Consider the following 17,192-nt stretch of genomic DNA (forward strand, 5'->3'; position numbering starts at 1 on the left):
TTTAAGCTATCGTCTACTATAGAGGTTGAATTATGACTAAATAGATTTAACATGGTAACTGTACATGCTTTATTCAAATACATTTGGGGCTTTTAATTGTAGGTTGGATGATGTTTCTTCTTAAAGGAGATGGAGACTTTAGGTTGATGCATCATCTGACCACTATAAAATAAGGTTGATTATGAAACTGGTTTGTCAAATTGTTGTAGGCGCGTTGTTGTTGGGGAGTTGCAGCAAGGAAAGCGATAACGTTGCTGTTAGCACAACTCCTCCTCCTGTGTCCTCGAGTAAAAATGTAGTGAATAAAGCCAGCATGTTGGCTCTAGTTAATGAAGTTAGAGCGAAGGGGTGTAATTGTGGCTCTACCTATATGCCTCCGGTTGGTCCCTTAACGTGGAACGATAACTTAGAAAAGGCAGCACTAGTGCATACCGTAGATATGATTACGAAAAGCTTTTTTGAGCATACCGGGAGTGATGGTTCAACTCCTTCGCAAAGGGTGACCAATGCTGGCTATTCATGGATGGCTACAGGTGAGAATATTGCTATGGGCTATACTTCAGAGAAGGATGTTATGAATGCTTGGTTGGCTAGCGAGGGGCACTGTCTTAATATAATGCGGAAGGAATTTAAAGAGTTGGGTGCTGCTAGGGTAGGTAATTATTGGACTCAAGAATTTGGAACTCCTCGGTAATTGGCCGGATAATGAGTGTCGAAGTCTAATTTCAGAGGCTGGCGTATTGCTTGAACTGTTTTGCAAAAGCCCCACCATTTGGCGGGGCTCGTTTCAAACGACTGATAGTCTAGTATTAGGCATGCTTTACTGCAGGCCTAACACCAATTACGTTATTCGCTAAAATAGGTAATCGTCCAATGCTAAAATAGTTGAATCCAAGCTGATGCATTTCAGCAGGGTCGTAGATGTTGCGTCCGTCAAAAATGGTATTTCCTCTCATGAGTTTTTCGATAGCCTTGAAGTCTGGAAGCCTAAACTCGGGCCACTCTGTTAGTAAGAAGAGCGCATCTGCATCAATGATTGCTTCATACGGTCCTTGACAGTATTCTATTTTATTTCCAAAGTGGTGTCGAGCTTCTTTTTGGGCTACTGGATCGTAGGCTTTGACCTTTGCGCCGTTTTGAAGAAGGTGCTCAATTATTACTATTGAAGGTGCTTCTCTCATATCATCGGTCTGAGGTTTAAAGGCTAAGCCCCAGATACCAAATGTGCGATCTGTTAAGTCACCATCGAAGAATTTCACGGCTTTTTGGAAAAGAACATTTTTTTGGCGTTGATTTACATCTTCTACCGCTTGCAGTATTTCTAACTTATGATGGTGCTCTTTGCCTGTTTGTATGAGGGCTTTCACATCCTTGGGGAAGCAAGATCCTCCATAGCCAATGCCGGGATATATAAATTTGTTGCCAATTCGGTTGTCGCTTCCAATCCCTTTGCGTACCCAATTTACATCTGCGCCAACTATTTCGCAAAGGTTGGCGATGTCATTCATGAAGCTAATCTTAGTGGCTAGCATTGCATTTGCCGCATATTTAGTCATCTCTGCAGATGGAATGTCCATTACGATAATTGGGTGTCCGTTGAGTACAAACGGGGCATAGAGGCGTTTCATTAAGTTTTCGGCTTCTTCCGATTCTACACCTACCACGATTCTGTCAGGTTTTAGGAAGTCGTCAATGGCATTTCCTTCTTTTAGAAACTCTGGGTTGGAAACAACGTCGAAGCCGAATGTTGCTTTTCGCTTAGCGTACTCCTCTTGAAGCGCGGATTTTACCTTTTTTGCAGTACCTACGGGAACCGTACTTTTGGTAACTACGGCCAGATAGTGGTCGGCGTATTGTCCTATTTCTCGGGCTACACCAATTACGTATTTTAGATCTGCGCTACCGTCTTCGTCAGGAGGCGTTCCTACGGCAATAAACACAGCCTCGCTATCGGTTAGGCTATCTTTTAGGCTTGTGGAGAAGTGCAGCCGATCTTTTGCCACATTTCGTTCTACAAGCTGTTCCAGACCTGGTTCGTATATGGGAATAACCCCCTTTTTCAGGCCTTCAATTTTTTCGATATTCACGTCAACACAGGTTACATCGACACCCGTTTCTGCAAAGCAGGCGCCTGTTACAAGACCGACATACCCGCTCCCCACAATAGTAATCTTCATCTTACTCTACTTTTAAAGATGGATGTTGGTACAAAATGTTTCGTGCAGGAGTTTGGCTGTTGTGTACGTTTGTTTGATTGGCTCCTACCCGAAGTTGTTTCATAAGAGAAACACAATTTACAGCGGGAATGTAAAATGATTCTACCTATATATAATTAAGAAATCCTAAATAGTTTGAAAGTGAGTTTTGGGAGGTTCGTACTTGCGAATAGGATGGGGCTTAAAGGGTTTAAAAGGCGGCTGTGTCGCAGTTGCAGGAGCTTACATAGGGATGTATTGTTAAAATGTAATGGCCAGTAAAACAAAACGCTGAGCGGTAGTTGGCTGTTTGAAATATTAGTTGTACTTTTGCAAACCCCTTATAGTGGGGTTGGATCACAGTTATATTTAGGTATTAACCAAAAATTTACAGTAAAGTGGACGCACTAAGTTACAAGACTGTATCTGTCAACAAGGTATCTGCTCCGAAAGAGTGGGTAGTGATAGATGCAACCAATCTAGTAGTGGGCCGCCTTGCTTCTCAAGTTGCGATGATTCTGAGAGGTAAGCACAAGCCTTCTTTTACGCCAAACTCAGATTGTGGTGATAACGTAATCATCATCAATGCTGAAAAGGTACGCTTTACCGGTAACAAGCTTACCGATAAGGTTTATGTTCGCCACACTGGCTACCCAGGTGGACAACGCTTTGCAACTCCTGCTGATATGCTAAAGCGTAAGCCTCTTTTCGTTGTAGAAAAGGCTGTTAAGGGTATGCTACCAAAGAACCGCCTAGGTGCTGCTTTGTTCCGTAATCTACACGTTTACGCTGGCGCAGAGCATCCACATGAGGCTCAACAACCAAAAGTTATCACCGTTAATAAACTTAAGTAATGAGCATGGAAGTTGTTAACACTATTGGAAGAAGAAAAGCAGCTGTAGCTCGTATTTACATGACCCCTGGGAAGGGCGAAATCGTAATTAACGAAAAACCGCTAGAGGCTTATTTTACAACTGGAGTACTTCAGTACACTGCAACCCAAGGTCTTATTGTTACTAACCAGCTTGGTAAGTACGACATTAAGGTAAATCTTGATGGAGGTGGTGTTAAGGGACAAGCAGAGGCGCTACGTCTTGCTATCTCTCGCGCACTATGCGAAATTGACAACGAAACTTACCGTCCTGCGCTTAAGGCTAGTGGCCTTCTAACTCGCGACTCTCGCGTAGTTGAGCGTAAGAAGCCAGGTCAACCAAAGGCTCGTAAGAAATTCCAGTTCAGCAAACGTTAATATTTTTTCTTCTTCCAACAACTGCGGATTGGGTTTCAAACCTACAAGACTACATCAGATGTACTACTTGGAAGTTGCCCAGCTGCGAAAAACTGACGAGATCGTAATGCTACTCGCTAGTTGACGAAGAGGTTTTAAACAAAGTAAAACACAAAAAAATGCCAAGAACAAATTTCAACCAGCTGCTAGACGCTGGTGTTCACTTCGGTCACTTGAAGAGAAAGTGGAACCCTAAAATGGCTCCTTATATCTTTATGGAGCGTAACGGTATTCACATTATCGACCTTCACAAGACCGTTGTAAAGCTAGATGAGGCTGCAAACGCCCTAAAACAAATCGCAAAATCAGGCCGTAAGGTTCTTTTTGTTGCTACTAAGAAGCAAGCAAAAGATATCGTTTCGGAAAGAATAGGTCAAGTAAACATGCCATATGTTACCGAGCGCTGGCCCGGTGGTATGCTTACCAACTTCCCAACCATCCGTAAGGCGGTTAAGAAGATGGCTTCTCTTGAGAAGATGACCAATGATGGTACTTTCGATGCGCTTTCTAAGCGTGAGAAACTACAAATCACCCGTCAACGTGCTAAGCTTGAGAAGAACTTAGGATCTATCGCAGATCTTACTCGTCTTCCTGCTGCTCTTTTCATCGTTGACGTTCAAAAAGAAGCAAACGCCGTTCGTGAAGCAAAGAGGCTTAACATTCCAGTATTTGCTATGGTAGATACCTGCTGTGATCCAACACCAATTGATTATGTTATCCCAGCTAACGACGACGCTTCAAAGTCTATCAGCCTAGTAATCGACGTAGTTGCTTCTGCTATTCAAGAAGGACTAGAAGAGCGCAAGGTTGAAAAGGAAAAGGATAAGGACAGCCAACCTGCTAAGGCTGAAAAAGCTGGTAAGGCAAAGGTTAAGAAGGCTACTGTAGCTGACGAGGCTGATGCTGAAGCTCCTGCTCAGGCAGAAGAGAGCGCAGAATAATCCGATTTCAATAACTGATAAAGAATATAACTATGGCAATTAGTGCACAAGACGTAGCGAAGCTACGTAAAATGACCGGTGCCGGGATGATGGACTGCAAGAAGGCTCTTGAAGAAGCTAATGGCGACTTCGAGCGTGCTCAGGACCTTATCCGCGAAAGAGGTAAGCTTATCGCCAGCAAGCGAGCTGACCGTGAAGCTACTGAAGGTGCCGTTATCGCTAAAACTACTGCCGATGGCAAGCGTGGTGCTGTTATCTGTCTTAACTGCGAAACTGACTTCGTGGCTAAGAATGCAGATTTCGTAGCTCTTGCTGAAAGCATCCTAAACCTTGCTATCGAGCAAAACCCAGCAACCCTAGAAGACCTTCTTGCTCTTAAGATGGGTGAGCTTTCTGTAGCTGATCTAGTTACCGAAAAGTCTGGTGTTACTGGCGAAAAGTTGAGCGTTTCTTTCTACGGAAAGCTTGAGGATGGATACGTTATTCCTTACATCCACATGAACAACAAACTTGCAACTTTGGTATCTTTCTCTAAGGGTATCAACGAAGAAGTTGCTAAGGATGTGGCAATGCAGGTTGCTGCTATGAAGCCTGTAGCGCTTGATAAGAGCTCTACTCCAGCTGATGTAGTGGAAAAAGAACTTCACATTGCTAAGGAACAACTTCGTCTTGAAGGTAAGTCTGAGGATATGATCGAAAAGATCGCTCCTGGTAAGCTTAACAAGTTCTTCAAGGAAAGTACTCTTCTTGCTCAAGACTTCATCAAGGATAACAAGATGAGCGTTGAGGCTTATGTTAAGAGTGCTGATGCTGAAGTTAAGGTTACTGGTTTCGTTCGCTACTCTCTAAACGACTAAATTTTTATCGTTTATACCTCAAAGGGCTGCAGCAATGCAGCCCTTTTTTTGCTTACTAGAAGGCAAAAAGAAAGCCCCGCTCAAAAACATGAGCGGGGCTTTTATCTTGTAATATGCTATTGGATGCTTATACCAAAGGCGTTCCTGTCATTTCTGCAGGGGCAGGGATGTCCATTAGCTTAAGCACGGTTGGCGCGATATCAGCCAGCACGCCGCTTTTTACGCTCTTAATCTCATCGTCAACTACGATGAAAGGAACTGGGTTAAGCGAGTGGGCGGTATTTGGCGAGCCGTCTTCGTTCATGGCGTTGTCGGCGTTGCCGTGGTCGGCGGTGATAAGTACGGTGTATCCGTTGGCGCGAGCCGCAGTAACAACCTCCTTCACGCATGCGTCTACCGCGTGGATTGCCTTAAGGATCGCATTCATGTCGCCGGTGTGGCCTACCATGTCGCCGTTGGCAAAGTTCAGCGCAACGAAGTCGACCTCTCCCTTTTTAAGTTCGGCAACGATGGCGTCCTTAACGCCGTAGGCGCTCATTTCTGGCTGTAGATCGTAGGTGGCTACCTTTGGCGATGGGATAAGGATACGGCTTTCGTTTTCGAATTCAGCCTCGCGTCCGCCGCTGAAGAAGAAGGTTACGTGAGCGTACTTTTCTGTTTCGGCGATACGTATTTGCTTCTTTCCAGCCTTCGATACCACTTCGCCAAGGGTGTTGGTTACGTTATCCTTGTCGAAAAGGATGTGTAGGCCTTGGAATTTGGCATCGTATGGGGTCATGGTATAGTAGTGAAGCGGAATGGTCTTCATTCCAGCCTCTGGCATGTCTTGCTGGGTAAGCACAATGGTAAGCTCCTTGGCGCGGTCGTTGCGGAAGTTGAAGAAGATCACCACGTCGCCCTCCTGAATGGTACCTACAGGCTTGCCGTCTGCGTCAACCTGTACTACTGGCTTGATGAACTCGTCGGTTACGCCCGCATCGTAGGAGTTTTGTACGGCCTCTACCATGTTGGTGGTTGGTGTACCGGTTCCGTGTACCATTAGGTCGTACGATTCCTTTACGCGCTCCCAACGCTTGTCGCGGTCCATGGCGTAGTAGCGGCCAATCATGGTGGCAATCTTTCCGGTTGATTTGGCCAGATGTGCCTCTAGCGCCTCGATGAATCCTTTTCCGCTCTTAGGGTCGGTATCTCTACCATCCATAAAGGCATGAACGAAGGTCTTGTCGATTCCGTAAGCCTTAGAGATTTCGGTTAGCTTGAAAAGGTGATCGAGCGAGCTGTGAACGCCTCCGTCCGAAACAAGTCCCATTAGGTGAACCTGCTTTCCGTTTTCCTTGGCGTAGGTGTATGCGTTTACGATTTCTGGATTCTCAAGAATGGAGTTGTCGCGGCAGGCAATGTTGATCTTTACCAAATCTTGGTAAACGATACGCCCTGCACCGATGTTGAGGTGACCTACCTCAGAGTTGCCCATTTGTCCTTCTGGAAGGCCTACGTCTTCGCCGCTGGTGCGCAGCTCGGAGGTGGCGTAGCTTGCCTCTAGGCAGTTAATGAATTCTGGGTTTGCTTTGTAGATGGCGTCTGCCTTGTCGTGCTTGCCGTGGCCCCAGCCATCGAGGATCATCAAAAGAACTTTTTTTCCCATGTTGATATGTGAATTTCTGTAATGTAATTCGTGCTTAAAATCAGGCAAAAGTAGCCCTATTTTTTTAGTTTTGAAAGTAACAGTTTCTATTGGTTTAGGTTGCCCTTTAGTTCGTTAAATAAGTTAAAGGTCTACTGCTTTATGCTTGTTTGGATGGCTTTTGAGCCTACTTTTGCTCCCCAACATTCATAATACCGACTGTAATGCTTAGATATGTAGCCGCATTTGCTTTTTCGGTGCTGGGGTTAACGCTTTGTGCGCAGCAGCCTTGGCCTGATTCGCTGAATACTGCTAAAACCGCAACCTACCTATCGCCCGAAGAGCGAAACGTAATTCTAGAGATGAATAAGGTTAGAACCAACCCAAAGCGCTACGCGCAGGAGGTGGTGGCCGCCATGAAAAAGCGCTTCGTCGATTCCGAAAGCCCGCTGATTTACCTTAAGGACGATGGCCGTAGAATTATGACCACCGAGGGGGTGAAGGCCATTGACGAGTGCGTACAGGAGCTAATGCGGGCAAAACCTGTTGGCATGATATACCCATCGAAGGGGGTGTGGCGGGCAAGCCGCGACCATGCCAAAGATCAGGCAAGCACAGGGGCAACAGGCCATAGCTCTAAGAACGGAGCCTCTCCGTGGGATAGAATGGATAAATATGGCGCAAGAGTTGGCTATGCTGGCGAGAATGTAGATTACGGTAATGCCGATGGGCTTGGTATCGTGCTCAGCTTGCTTATTGATGATGGGGTCCCATCGCGTGGGCATCGGCACAATATTATGAGCGGCAACTTCCGAATGGCTGGCGTTGCCATAGGGCCTCATCCTACCTACGGCTTTATGTGCGTGATAGACTATGTGACAAAATTTGTTGATAAGTAAAGCGTTTGGGACGCGACAAATGGAGATAGGCTTCTTCGAGTTTATCTCCCAATCGATTGTACCATAGGTATGGCATTCCGGTAGGCTGCATGTTGCGGTTGTTTGGAGTATACTCTTGTTGTACGATCGGTAAATCGTTATCTTTTTCATTATCTAAGCAAAGCGGCGTATCTTTGTAGTAGTAAGGGGGCACTTCATTCTGCTACCGAACGTATCGGCATGCAGCAAAATGGTGAATGTGTGCCCCACAAATAAGGAACAGCCATGAGATTTACTCTTCTTCTAGTCGGATTACTTCTTTCCAGCAGCACCTTTGCGCAGGTTGACCGTAAGATTGTAGGAACCTGGATGGGCGAAATCGTTTCGGGCTCGCAATCTTTTAGAATGGTGCTTCACCTAAAGGATGATGGTGGAACGCTATCGTGTACCCTCGATAGCCCCGATCAGGGGGCGCTGGGGCTACCTGTTAAGGGGGCAACGTTTGCTAATGGGCTGCTAAAGGTTGATGCATCGAACCTAAGCGCAGCCTACGAGGGGAAGCTACTTGCTGGAGACTCTACGGTTGTTGGTCGTTGGATGCAGGACGGGGTGGCTTTTCCGCTGAACCTATCGAAGCAGGAGAAGGCGGTAAAGCTTAATCGGCCACAGGAACCAGTTGCCCCATTTCCCTATACCGTACAGCAGCTAACCGTAGATAATGCAGCTGGTGGCGCTGCGCTTTCGGCTACGTTGATAATTCCGAAGGGCGCTGGCACCTTTGCTGCCGTGGTGCTGCTATCCGATACGGGCCCTCACAATCGCGATGCCGAGGTGATGGGGCATAAGCCGTTTTGGGTGATGGCCGATTTCTTGGCTCGCAATGGTATTGCCTCCATCCGATTCGACGAAAGGGGCGTGGGAAAATCGACCGGAAACTTTAAGGCTGCTACCACCAACGACTTTGCCTCCGATGCGCTAGCCGCGTTTCGGGTTCTTTACGCCAACCCAAAGGTTAACAAAAAGAAGGTAGGCCTTTTGGGGCATGGCGAGGGGGCTGTGGTAGCCGCGATGGTGGCTGGTGCCGAGCCTAAAGCTGCCTTTGTAACCCTGCTTAGCGGTATGGGAATAGTAGGGGAGGATATCCTGCTAAAGCAAGCTCGGGCAATTGCTCGGGCATCGGGAATGGCCGAAAGCGCCGCTGCCGAGGCCGAGGAGCTAAATCGGGAGATGTATAATATAGTAAAAACGGAACCAGATAATTCGCAAGCCATAACCCAGCTTACCGATATGGCTTGGACCGTTGCCAACGGCCAGCCTTCGCTATCGCGCGAGGAGCGGAGTGCGGTGGTAGACAACATATCAAAATCTTTTGCCACCCTGCTGCTACCTTGGTACCGCGGCTTTCTGGTGCTAAATCCAGCCACCTACCTAGCAAAGGTTCGGGTGCCGGTGCTGGCGCTAAGCGGGGCAATGGATTTGGAGGTATCGGCCGACGAAAACCTGAAAGCCATAGAGGCTGCCTTGCGTGAGGGAGGAAATGCTACCTTTAAGGTGCTAAAAATTGACGAACTAAACCATCTTTTGCAGCACTGCAAAACGGGACTTCCCAACGAATATGGGGTTATCGAGGAGACAATATCTCCCGATGTGCTGCGCCTTGTAAAAGATTGGATCAAAAATGAGGTTGGACAGCCAGCACCAAAAAAATGATACACGTAGAAAACCTATCGGTAAGCTTTGGGAGCGAGCAGGTGCTCCATAATATCTCCTTTGTGGCCCATCGGGGCCAAAAGGTGGCGCTTGCCGGCCCTTCGGGCAGCGGAAAATCCACCATTATAAACCTGCTAATGGGATTTGTGCACCCCTATGCCGGAAACGTTAGGGTGGCAGGGCTTACCCTTAGCGAGCAAACCGTAAATCAGGTTCGGAGCCGCATTTCTTGGCTCCCACAGGAGCTGGCTTTTCGGCTCGATACCGTTCGCGAGCTCTTTTACCTTCCTTTTACCTACCGGATAAATCGGCACCTCTGCCCATCGGACGATGAGGTGCGGCGCCTATTCGACGAGCTGCTGCTCGATGTAGCGCTGCTGGATAAGCCGCTAGGCGAAATCTCGGGCGGACAAAAGCAGCGCATCGCCCTTGCTTCGGTGCTGCTCCTAAAAAGGGATATCCTGCTGCTCGACGAGCCTACCTCGGCGCTCGATGCCGAGTCGAGGGGAGCCATCATCGCTATGGTAAAGAGGCTAACGGATGTTACCGTGCTGGTATCCTCGCACGATGCCGAGTGGATGGATGCCGTGGATACGATAATCAATTTAAGGAGGTAAAAAATGGGAGTACAGGATATATCGTGGGTTGACCTTGGGCTAGGATACCTTTTGCTGGTGATTCCGCTGCTTGCCTTTCGGTACTACCAAACGGGGCTGGTGCGCAGTACGCTTATTGCCATTGCCCGAATGACCGTTCAGCTGCTGCTGGTAGGTGCCTACCTCGGCGTAATATTTCGATGGAATAGCGCATGGGTAAACATCCTGTGGGTAGTAGCTATGGTGGTGGTGGCAGCCTTTACCGTGGTTAGGCGAAGCGAGCTGAGCCGTAAACTATTTCTTGTTCCCGTGCTGATTGCCATTGCAGCCAGCGTTTTGCTGGTAGACGTCTACTTCCTAGGTGTTGTGGTGCGCCTCGACTTTCTTTTTGATGCCCGCTACTTTATTCCGATTACCGGAATGCTAATTGGAAACTGCCTATCCAACAATATTGTTGCGCTAAATACCTTTTACCATAGCCTTAGCAAGGAGCAAACCCTTTACCGATTTGCGCTGGCCAACGGCGCAACCCGTAACGAGGCGCTGGCAGGCTTTATGCGCGAGGCGCTTCGAAAATCGCTAAATCCCACCATTGCTACCACGGCGGTGGTAGGCCTTATTTCCCTGCCGGGGATGATGACCGGGCAAATACTGGGAGGTTCTAACCCCGAGGTAGCCATAAAGTACCAAATAATGATTATGATTACCATTCTGGTATCTACCCTGCTAACGGTAATTCTTTCTATCCTTATCTGCAACCGCTTTGTTTTCGACGGCTTTGGTCGTTTAAGGACGGGAAAATAGGCAAACCCTGCTTGTAGCGCCCTCTGTGCAGGGGTAGACTCCCTTTTTAGGCTGATCTAAAGCGTTTCCCTCGCGTGGTTAGGAGTTTTTCTTGCAAGGAAAAGAGTTTTCCTCGCGAGGTTAGGAGTTTTCCTCGCAAGGAAAAGAGTTTTTCCTGTGAGGTTAAGAGTTTTCCTTGCAAGGAAAAGAGTTTTTGTCGCGAGGTTAGGAGTTTTCCTCGCAAGGAAAAGAGTTTTTCCCGTGAGGTTAAGAGTTTTCCTTGCAAGGTTAGGAGTTTTTGTCGCGAGGTTATCTCTTAGCTCTTCAACATTTTCATTTAGCATTGGATGAATTCAAGGAGCTGTGTTTACCCTCTTTTTTTCGGAAAACAGAATTACACCTGCCTAAAGGTGGTTACGGGATGGCCAACGAGGCCGATGGTGTAGGCGAGGGCGGATAGCCGATGGCGCGGCTAGGCAAGCAACTTGGGTGGCGATACTAGGCCAAAAGGGATCTCCGCTGCGAGAAGCAATTCTTTGAGCGGCACTTTGCGATACCCGCAAATGAAAAAATCCCCAAAGCAAGGCTTCGGGGATTTCGTATTTTAAGGTTTCAGTACTATTTATTTGATAATATAGTCGTAGTGGATGATGTCGGTACCCACGGTATCGACGTTGATGTACTTAATCATGGCGGCGGCAACGTCGGTGGCCTTTACGGCACGGTACTTACGGAGCTTGCCTACCATCAGCAGGTTTAGCACACCCGATAGCGAGTGTCCAATCGATTCGGCTAGGCGATGCTCCTTGCGCTTGCCCAGCAGCAGCGAGGGGCGAAGCACTACCGTACGCCTAAAAGCTTCGGCGATGATGGCCTCCTCCATTTTTCCTTTGGTCTTAAGGTAAAAGTTGTTGGACTTACGCTGCGCCCCCACCGACGAAACGACGGCGATGTTCTTCACGCCGTTTTTGCGGGCGTGCTTGGCAATTTTTTTGGGGATGGTGTAGTCCACATACTTGAAGTTTTCCTGCGATTTGGCCTTCTTAATGGTGGTGCCGATGCAGATAAACAGATCGTCGCCAAACAGATGCTCGGCGGCGCTCTTGGGTTTCTCTAGCGTATTTTCGATAAACGTTATTTTTTGGCTCTCAACCGAGGGCTTTCGTCGGCCTATGGCCACAATTTCGGCGTAGCGTTCGTCTGCTACAAGCTGCTCTAGAAGGGCGGTTCCAACAAGTCCTGTTCCGCCGATTACGATAGCAATTTTCGTGTTCATTAGCTGGTGTCGCTTTGTGGTGCTACAAAAGCAGCGCTGTTGTTTGGTAGTTAAAGATAGGTATCAAATTAGGAAAGCCCATCGGCAAACAAAAAACAGCCGATTAATTAACGTTAAATAGGCTGTTTTGGAAATTTGGCGGCCATATCAATTTTAGGATTGGCCAGACAGTTGTATCTTTGCTAAGCTTTTAATAAAAAATCGACAAACCGATGACCAACTCTTCGAGATACGACCAACGCGGTGTATCTGCATCAAAGGAAGATGTGCATAGCGCCATCAAGAATCTGGATAAAGGTTTATTCCCAAAGGCATTTTGTAAAGTCGTTCCCGACATTCTCACCGGCGATCCCGAGTCGTGCGTGGTGATGCATGCCGATGGGGCGGGTACCAAATCGTCGTTGGCCTACATGTACTGGAAGGAGACTGGCGACCTGTCGGTTTGGCGAGGCATCGCACAGGACGCGATTGTGATGAATATCGACGACCTGCTTTGTGTGGGAATCACCGATAACATCCTGCTTTCGTCTACCATTGGGCGTAATAAGCAGCTAATCCCCGGCGAGGTTATCGCGGCCATCATCAACGGCACCGAAGACTTTGTGCAGGAGATACGCAGCCTTGGCGTGGAGATCCTGCTAACCGGCGGCGAAACGGCAGACGTGGGCGACTTGGTGCGCACCATCATTGTGGATAGCACGGTTACGGCCCGCATTAAGCGCAGCGATATTATCAGCAACGATAGGATTCGCCCTGGCGACGTGGTGGTCGGGCTCGAGTCGTACGGACAGGCTACCTACGAGAAGGAGTACAATGGAGGAATGGGAAGCAACGGGCTAACGTCTGCGCGTCACGATGTGTTTGCGCACGGGTTGGCATCTAAATACCCCGAGAGCTTCGACGCCTCGATTCCTGACAACCTGGTTTACTCGGGCAAGTATAACCTCACCGATATCGACCCCGAAACGGGCGTTACCATGGGTAAGCTGGTGCTATCGCCAACACGTACCTACGCTCCGGTGGTTAAGGCGGTGCTGGATAGGATGCGTGCCGAGGTTCATGGGATGGTACACTGCTCGGGTGGCGCACAAACCAAGGTGCTGCACTTTGTAGACGACGTGCACGTGGTAAAGGATAACCTTTTCCCGATACCTCCGCTGTTCCGCTACATCAAGGAGTGCTCGGGTACCGAGTGGAAGGAGATGTACAAGGTGTACAACATGGGCCATCGCATGGAGTTTTACGTAGCGCCAGAGCATGCGCAGGCGGTTATCGAAATCAGCGAGTCGTTTGGCATTAAGGCGCAGGTGGTGGGCCGCGTAGAGGCTTCGAGCAACGGTGCTAAGGTTACCGTTAAGAGCGAACACGGCGAGTTTGTTTACGAAAAGTAGAAGCGTACCCTTACGCATAACGATAAAAAGCGATGTAGGAATCTCCTGCATCGCTTTTCTTTTAGGTAGCTATGTGATGTTGGACTGTTGGTGGTTAGTAGCCAATTGTAAACCGCTCGTAATGGTGCGCCTCTGTTTCCAGCTCGTCAATCATTGCAAGGGCATAATCTTCTACCGAGATGTGGCTCTCTCCGTTGGCGTCGACAATAAGATCGTCTTTGCCTAAACGAAATACGCCGGTGCGCTCGCCGGGAGCGAGGTGGCCTGCAGGAGAAAAGAATACCCAGTCGATATCCTTCTCGTTGGCAAGCGTATTTAGGTAAAACTCGCCAAGCGATCTTACCGCAGGCATAATTTCTTCGGGAATAACGCCAGCATCGACTACACGAAGGTTTGGTGCACAGAATAGGGTGCCTGCTCCTCCAACGCACAGCAGCCGCTTTGTTCCCGACGCCTTGGCTCCTTTTAGGATGGCGGGATAAACGGTTAGCGTCTCCTGGTAAATGTTGGGGTTGCTCCATCCTGGATTGTAGGCGCTGATAATGGCATCGGTGCCTTGGCCAAGCTTCGCAATGGCGTCAGCCGAAGAGGCATCCGCCTTAACAACCTCTAGGTTTGGGTGCTTTACGGTAATTTTATCAGGATTGCGCACCGCTGCAACAACCTGATGTCCTCTGCTAAGGGCCTCGTTCAAAATGGCGGCCCCTACAAAACCGCTTGCACCAATAAGTAGTACCTTTTTCATTATTATCTGTTTTTTGTTATCAATTTCGTTGCTAGGGCGAGGTTTGCCACCTTCTTAAAACAAAGGTGAGGCTATTTTGATAATAACGCAATAAGATACTTGAACGTTAGATAGTTACTTTTTGGTGACGATTGCTACTATTCAGCTATTTGAAATTCTATTTTTTTTGTAATTTTTTTTGAATGGCAAGAATAGCAGTCGTATAGGACAAAAAGCAGATTGTTTTCTAACTTTGCGATCTAATAAAATTGTGCTACCAATGGCAAACCAAGTTGATACAAGCCTTTTCCTTCCCAACTGCCCCATTCGTAATATCCTTACTCGTATTGGCGACAAGTGGTCGATACTGGTGCTGTACACGTTGGCGCAGAATGGAACCATGCGCTTTAATGCGTTGCAGAAGGAAATTCCCGACATATCGCAGAAGATGCTTACCGTTACGTTGCGTGTGCTGGAGGAGGATGGTTTGGTTAACCGCCAGGTTTATGCAGAGGTTCCCCCAAAGGTAGAATATACGCTTACCGAGAGGGCGCATAGCTTTTTACCCCACATGAATGCGCTTATCGCTTGGGCAAAAGAAAATATGAACGATATAATGGCTGATAGGGCGAAGAGCTCCGAAGGCCTATAGCAAAAAGCGATGTGGAAAACACCACATCGCTTTTTGTTTAGTTCTTGAGATGAACAACCCGTTGTGGAAACGGTATCTCCACATTCTCCTCATTAAATCGTCGGTTAATCTCGAAGCGCAAATCGCTGCGGATGGCTCCAATAAAGAAGGAGTTGAGCGACCAGAACTTCAGCTGGAAATCGAGCGAGCTATCGCCAAAGTTGGTAAAGCGTACAATAATATCATGATCCTTGTCGAACAGAATGTCGGGATGGCTTTTGGCCACCTCGGTTAGGATGCGCTTTACCTTCTCGGTGTCGGAACCGTAGGCAACGCCCACCGAAACATCAAAACGGGTGGCCTGCTTGTTATGGCTCCAGTTTATCACATTCTCGTTGATAAATCGGTGGTTGGGTACCAGTATTTCAATATCGTCGGGGGTGATAATGGTTGAGGTACGCAGGTTTATTTGGATAACCTTGCCAACAAGCCCATCTACCTCTACCACGTCGTTTACCTTAATGGTGCGCTCAAATAGGATGATGATGCCAGATACAATATCGTTGAAGGTTTGCTGCAGCCCAAGTCCCAATCCTACAAATAGCGCCGCCGAACCAGCCAAAAGAATGGAGACGTCGATACCTAGCGCCTTTAGCATGAAGGAGAATGATATAATCCAGACAAAGTATTTTATCAGGAGGTAGATGGAATGGTACTTTCCCTTATCGAGCGCCTCCTCGTGCCTGCGTGCCCTGCGGTATAGCAGCCGCTTAATAATAAAGAGCACCAGCTTGGTGATGAGGTAGAGAATGGCCACAATCACCAGCTGATAAACATGGATGGTTAGCTTATCGAACTCGAAGAGGTTGTACATTAAAATTTCTCGGAGCGTCATACGAATATATTTTGTTGGTTGATATCACGAAATTACCATATACTACTAAACATATAATCATTAAAAAAGCATAATTTTCAGAGCGAATTTCTACGCAGATAACCAAATTTGTAGTAGCACAAACAAAATAGACGCGAATGTTGAACTTTATAGAGCAGTTTTGGGGAGCACGGCTAAAGAGTATTTCCAAAGCGTTTGAAAAAAATGGCTTCGAGGTGACCCTTTGTAAAACCATAGAGGATGCCCGCAATGCCATCGTGGAGATTGTTAAGCACGAGAAGCCTGCCGCTGTTTCGTATGGCGACTCCATGTCGTTGAGGAGTACCGGAGCGCTTGAGGTGATTAAGGCAATGAAAGATGTTAGCTTTATCGACGGCTTTAACCATTCGATGCCCCGAGAAGAGCGGCTGGCATTGCGTAGGCAGGCGTTAACCTGCGATTTGTTTTTGGCAGGTGTAAATGCTTTTACGGCTAAAGGGCAGCTCGTTTGGCTCGACATGATTGGCAACCGTATTGCTCCAATTTCGTTTGGTCCTAAAACCGTTGTTCTTGTGGTTGGACGAAATAAGCTAACGGCCAACCTCGAAGAGGCAATGTCGCGTGTTCGTACCTATGCGGCACCAATCAACGCCATTAAGCACACCGATTTTAAGACACCTTGCCAAACAACCGGGACCTGCCACGATTGTGCTAGCCCTCATCGAATTTGTAACAGCTGGCTAATTATGGAGAAATCGTTTCCAGTTGGTCGTGTTAAGCTTATTTTAGTTGACGAAGATCTGGGTCTTTAACAACCATTGTTGTTTTATATCGTATTAATGTAAGGAGATTGCGGGTGTAATTCGGTAATCTCTTTACATTTTGCAGTAAACCATAAAGCATCAGCTATGACAGAACCTTGTAGTGTACATGTAAAGCTGGCAAAGGAGGCTATCGAAGCTGCTTTTTCGGGGGGAAAAGTATCGCCGCTACAGGCGCACGAGCTAACCCTTCCTGCGGCCTGCTTCGTCTCCCTTCACATGACCGATGGCGCCTTAAGAGGCTGCATTGGTACGCTTGAGCCTCGGAAGAGTTCGCTCTATGAGGAGATAATCGCCAACTCTTTGTCTGCAGCGTTTCATGATCCTCGCTTTGAGCCTCTACGTCAGGAGGAGTTAGGCCATCTTTATATATCGGTTGACGTACTGCATGTGCCCGAGCCAATCGCTTCGGCTGAAGAGTTAGACCCGTTGATTTATGGTGTTATTGTGGAACGAGGTAATAGAAGAGGTGTGCTACTACCCAACCTCCCCTCCATTGCTACCGTAGATAGGCAGCTGGCGATTGCAAAAAGCAAAGCTGGCATTGGAGCCGAGGAGAAGGTTACTCTGTATAGATTTATGGTTGATAGATATTTTTAGCAA

The 17,192-nt window shown here is 47.7% G+C and carries 19 protein-coding genes; 13 read left to right on the forward strand and 6 right to left on the reverse strand.

Annotation, left to right across the window (positions count from 1 at the left end):
- Window positions 1–181: 181 nt before the first annotated feature.
- On the forward strand, window positions 182–694 hold the full coding sequence (locus tag L990_RS10180) for a CAP domain-containing protein (RefSeq protein WP_052180901.1): 513 nt from the start codon (window positions 182–184) through the stop codon (window positions 692–694).
- A gap of 115 nt (window positions 695–809) precedes the next feature.
- Here L990_RS10180 and L990_RS10185 read toward each other — a convergent pair whose 3' ends face one another.
- Window positions 810–2,177, reverse strand: coding sequence for a UDP-glucose dehydrogenase family protein (locus tag L990_RS10185; protein WP_052180902.1), 1,368 nt, complete (start codon window positions 2,175–2,177; stop codon window positions 810–812).
- Between the two features lie 416 nt (window positions 2,178–2,593).
- On the opposite strand from L990_RS10185, the gene rplM reads away from it, so the two are divergent.
- The 4 genes from rplM to tsf all read left to right on the forward strand — a co-directional run bounded on the left by rplM (window position 2,594) and on the right by tsf (window position 5,281).
- Complete coding sequence (rplM, locus tag L990_RS10190) at window positions 2,594–3,049, forward strand: 50S ribosomal protein L13 (RefSeq protein WP_047448478.1); 456 nt, start codon at window positions 2,594–2,596, stop codon at window positions 3,047–3,049.
- A 5-nt stretch (window positions 3,050–3,054) separates the two neighbouring features.
- Window positions 3,055–3,444 carry a 30S ribosomal protein S9 gene (gene rpsI / locus L990_RS10195; RefSeq protein ID WP_047448849.1) on the forward strand — a complete coding sequence of 130 codons (390 nt, stop codon included), beginning with the start codon at window positions 3,055–3,057 and terminating at the stop codon, window positions 3,442–3,444.
- Window positions 3,445–3,602: 158 nt separating this feature from the next.
- A complete protein-coding gene (rpsB, locus tag L990_RS10200) occupies window positions 3,603–4,424 on the forward strand; it encodes a 30S ribosomal protein S2 (protein WP_047448481.1) in 822 nt (273 codons plus the stop codon).
- A gap of 32 nt (window positions 4,425–4,456) precedes the next feature.
- On the forward strand, window positions 4,457–5,281 hold the full coding sequence (gene tsf / locus L990_RS10205) for a translation elongation factor Ts (protein WP_047448484.1): 825 nt from the start codon (window positions 4,457–4,459) through the stop codon (window positions 5,279–5,281).
- A 127-nt stretch (window positions 5,282–5,408) separates the two neighbouring features.
- Here the strand turns inward: tsf and gpmI are convergent, their stop codons facing one another.
- Window positions 5,409–6,926, reverse strand: a complete 1,518-nt coding sequence (gene gpmI, locus L990_RS10210; protein ID WP_047448487.1) for a 2,3-bisphosphoglycerate-independent phosphoglycerate mutase — start codon at window positions 6,924–6,926, stop codon at window positions 5,409–5,411.
- A gap of 203 nt (window positions 6,927–7,129) precedes the next feature.
- Between gpmI and L990_RS10215 the strand changes: the two genes are divergently transcribed.
- From L990_RS10215 to L990_RS10230, 4 genes are all read left to right on the forward strand, one after another.
- Window positions 7,130–7,804, forward strand: a complete 675-nt coding sequence (locus tag L990_RS10215) for a CAP domain-containing protein (RefSeq protein ID WP_047448489.1) — start codon at window positions 7,130–7,132, stop codon at window positions 7,802–7,804.
- A 264-nt stretch (window positions 7,805–8,068) separates the two neighbouring features.
- On the forward strand, window positions 8,069–9,493 hold the full coding sequence (locus L990_RS10220; protein WP_081981669.1) for an alpha/beta hydrolase family protein: 1,425 nt from the start codon (window positions 8,069–8,071) through the stop codon (window positions 9,491–9,493).
- Window positions 9,490–10,110: an ATP-binding cassette domain-containing protein gene (locus tag L990_RS10225; RefSeq protein WP_047448492.1), complete on the forward strand. Its 621-nt coding sequence runs from the start codon at window positions 9,490–9,492 to the stop codon at window positions 10,108–10,110. The genes L990_RS10220 and L990_RS10225 overlap by 4 nt, the downstream gene beginning before the upstream one ends.
- A 3-nt stretch (window positions 10,111–10,113) precedes the next feature.
- Window positions 10,114–10,893, forward strand: a complete 780-nt coding sequence (locus tag L990_RS10230; RefSeq protein WP_047448495.1) for an ABC transporter permease — start codon at window positions 10,114–10,116, stop codon at window positions 10,891–10,893.
- A gap of 56 nt (window positions 10,894–10,949) precedes the next feature.
- Here L990_RS10230 and L990_RS10235 read toward each other — a convergent pair whose 3' ends face one another.
- Together L990_RS10235 and L990_RS10240 are read right to left on the reverse strand one after the other, a co-directional pair.
- A complete protein-coding gene (locus L990_RS10235) occupies window positions 10,950–11,216 on the reverse strand; it encodes a hypothetical protein (RefSeq protein WP_047448498.1) in 267 nt (88 codons plus the stop codon).
- A gap of 278 nt (window positions 11,217–11,494) precedes the next feature.
- A complete protein-coding gene (locus L990_RS10240; protein WP_047448501.1) occupies window positions 11,495–12,148 on the reverse strand; it encodes an NAD(P)H-binding protein in 654 nt (217 codons plus the stop codon).
- A 212-nt stretch (window positions 12,149–12,360) separates the two neighbouring features.
- Here L990_RS10240 and L990_RS10245 point away from each other — a divergent pair, with 212 nt between their 5' ends.
- Entirely contained in the window at window positions 12,361–13,539 is a 1,179-nt protein-coding gene (locus tag L990_RS10245; RefSeq protein WP_047448503.1) for an AIR synthase related protein, read from the forward strand.
- 94 nt (window positions 13,540–13,633) lie between these two features.
- Here L990_RS10245 and L990_RS10250 read toward each other — a convergent pair whose 3' ends face one another.
- Entirely contained in the window at window positions 13,634–14,284 is a 651-nt protein-coding gene (locus L990_RS10250; protein WP_047448506.1) for an NAD(P)-dependent oxidoreductase, read from the reverse strand.
- A 259-nt stretch (window positions 14,285–14,543) separates the two neighbouring features.
- On the opposite strand from L990_RS10250, the gene L990_RS10255 reads away from it, so the two are divergent.
- Complete coding sequence (locus L990_RS10255) at window positions 14,544–14,915, forward strand: winged helix-turn-helix transcriptional regulator (RefSeq protein WP_047448508.1); 372 nt, start codon at window positions 14,544–14,546, stop codon at window positions 14,913–14,915.
- 37 nt (window positions 14,916–14,952) lie between these two features.
- On the opposite strand, the gene L990_RS10260 is transcribed toward L990_RS10255, so the two are convergent.
- The gene (locus L990_RS10260; RefSeq protein WP_081981670.1) at window positions 14,953–15,789 is read right to left on the reverse strand and encodes a mechanosensitive ion channel family protein; all 837 of its coding nucleotides are present in this window, start codon (window positions 15,787–15,789) and stop codon (window positions 14,953–14,955) included.
- 137 nt (window positions 15,790–15,926) lie between these two features.
- Here L990_RS10260 and L990_RS10265 point away from each other — a divergent pair, with 137 nt between their 5' ends.
- Both L990_RS10265 and amrA read left to right on the forward strand, forming a co-directional pair.
- Window positions 15,927–16,580 carry a lactate utilization protein gene (locus L990_RS10265; RefSeq protein ID WP_047448514.1) on the forward strand — a complete coding sequence of 218 codons (654 nt, stop codon included), beginning with the start codon at window positions 15,927–15,929 and terminating at the stop codon, window positions 16,578–16,580.
- 96 nt (window positions 16,581–16,676) lie between these two features.
- On the forward strand, window positions 16,677–17,189 hold the full coding sequence (gene amrA / locus L990_RS10270; RefSeq protein ID WP_047448515.1) for an AmmeMemoRadiSam system protein A: 513 nt from the start codon (window positions 16,677–16,679) through the stop codon (window positions 17,187–17,189).
- Window positions 17,190–17,192 lie beyond the last annotated feature (3 nt).

The sequence above is a fragment of the Alistipes sp. ZOR0009 genome, from assembly GCF_000798815.1.
Classification (GTDB): Bacteria; Bacteroidota; Bacteroidia; order Bacteroidales; family ZOR0009; genus Acetobacteroides.

Coding starts and splice junctions, on each gene's coding strand:
- gpmI (WP_047448487.1), bottom strand. CDS start 6,926: ATGGGAAAAAAAGTTCTTTTGATGATCCTCGATGGCTGGGGCCACGGC.
- L990_RS10265 (WP_047448514.1), top strand. CDS start 15,927: ATGTTGAACTTTATAGAGCAGTTTTGGGGAGCACGGCTAAAGAGTATT.
- rpsI (WP_047448849.1), top strand. CDS start 3,055: ATGGAAGTTGTTAACACTATTGGAAGAAGAAAAGCAGCTGTAGCTCGT.
- amrA (WP_047448515.1), top strand. CDS start 16,677: ATGACAGAACCTTGTAGTGTACATGTAAAGCTGGCAAAGGAGGCTATC.
- L990_RS10225 (WP_047448492.1), top strand. CDS start 9,490: ATGATACACGTAGAAAACCTATCGGTAAGCTTTGGGAGCGAGCAGGTG.
- L990_RS10250 (WP_047448506.1), bottom strand. CDS start 14,284: ATGAAAAAGGTACTACTTATTGGTGCAAGCGGTTTTGTAGGGGCCGCC.
- rpsB (WP_047448481.1), top strand. CDS start 3,603: ATGCCAAGAACAAATTTCAACCAGCTGCTAGACGCTGGTGTTCACTTC.
- L990_RS10245 (WP_047448503.1), top strand. CDS start 12,361: ATGACCAACTCTTCGAGATACGACCAACGCGGTGTATCTGCATCAAAG.
- L990_RS10180 (WP_052180901.1), top strand. CDS start 182: ATGAAACTGGTTTGTCAAATTGTTGTAGGCGCGTTGTTGTTGGGGAGT.
- L990_RS10235 (WP_047448498.1), bottom strand. CDS start 11,216: ATGCTAAATGAAAATGTTGAAGAGCTAAGAGATAACCTCGCGACAAAA.
- L990_RS10230 (WP_047448495.1), top strand. CDS start 10,114: ATGGGAGTACAGGATATATCGTGGGTTGACCTTGGGCTAGGATACCTT.
- L990_RS10255 (WP_047448508.1), top strand. CDS start 14,544: ATGGCAAACCAAGTTGATACAAGCCTTTTCCTTCCCAACTGCCCCATT.
- tsf (WP_047448484.1), top strand. CDS start 4,457: ATGGCAATTAGTGCACAAGACGTAGCGAAGCTACGTAAAATGACCGGT.
- L990_RS10260 (WP_081981670.1), bottom strand. CDS start 15,789: ATGACGCTCCGAGAAATTTTAATGTACAACCTCTTCGAGTTCGATAAG.
- L990_RS10185 (WP_052180902.1), bottom strand. CDS start 2,177: ATGAAGATTACTATTGTGGGGAGCGGGTATGTCGGTCTTGTAACAGGC.
- L990_RS10240 (WP_047448501.1), bottom strand. CDS start 12,148: ATGAACACGAAAATTGCTATCGTAATCGGCGGAACAGGACTTGTTGGA.
- L990_RS10215 (WP_047448489.1), top strand. CDS start 7,130: ATGCTTAGATATGTAGCCGCATTTGCTTTTTCGGTGCTGGGGTTAACG.
- L990_RS10220 (WP_081981669.1), top strand. CDS start 8,069: ATGAGATTTACTCTTCTTCTAGTCGGATTACTTCTTTCCAGCAGCACC.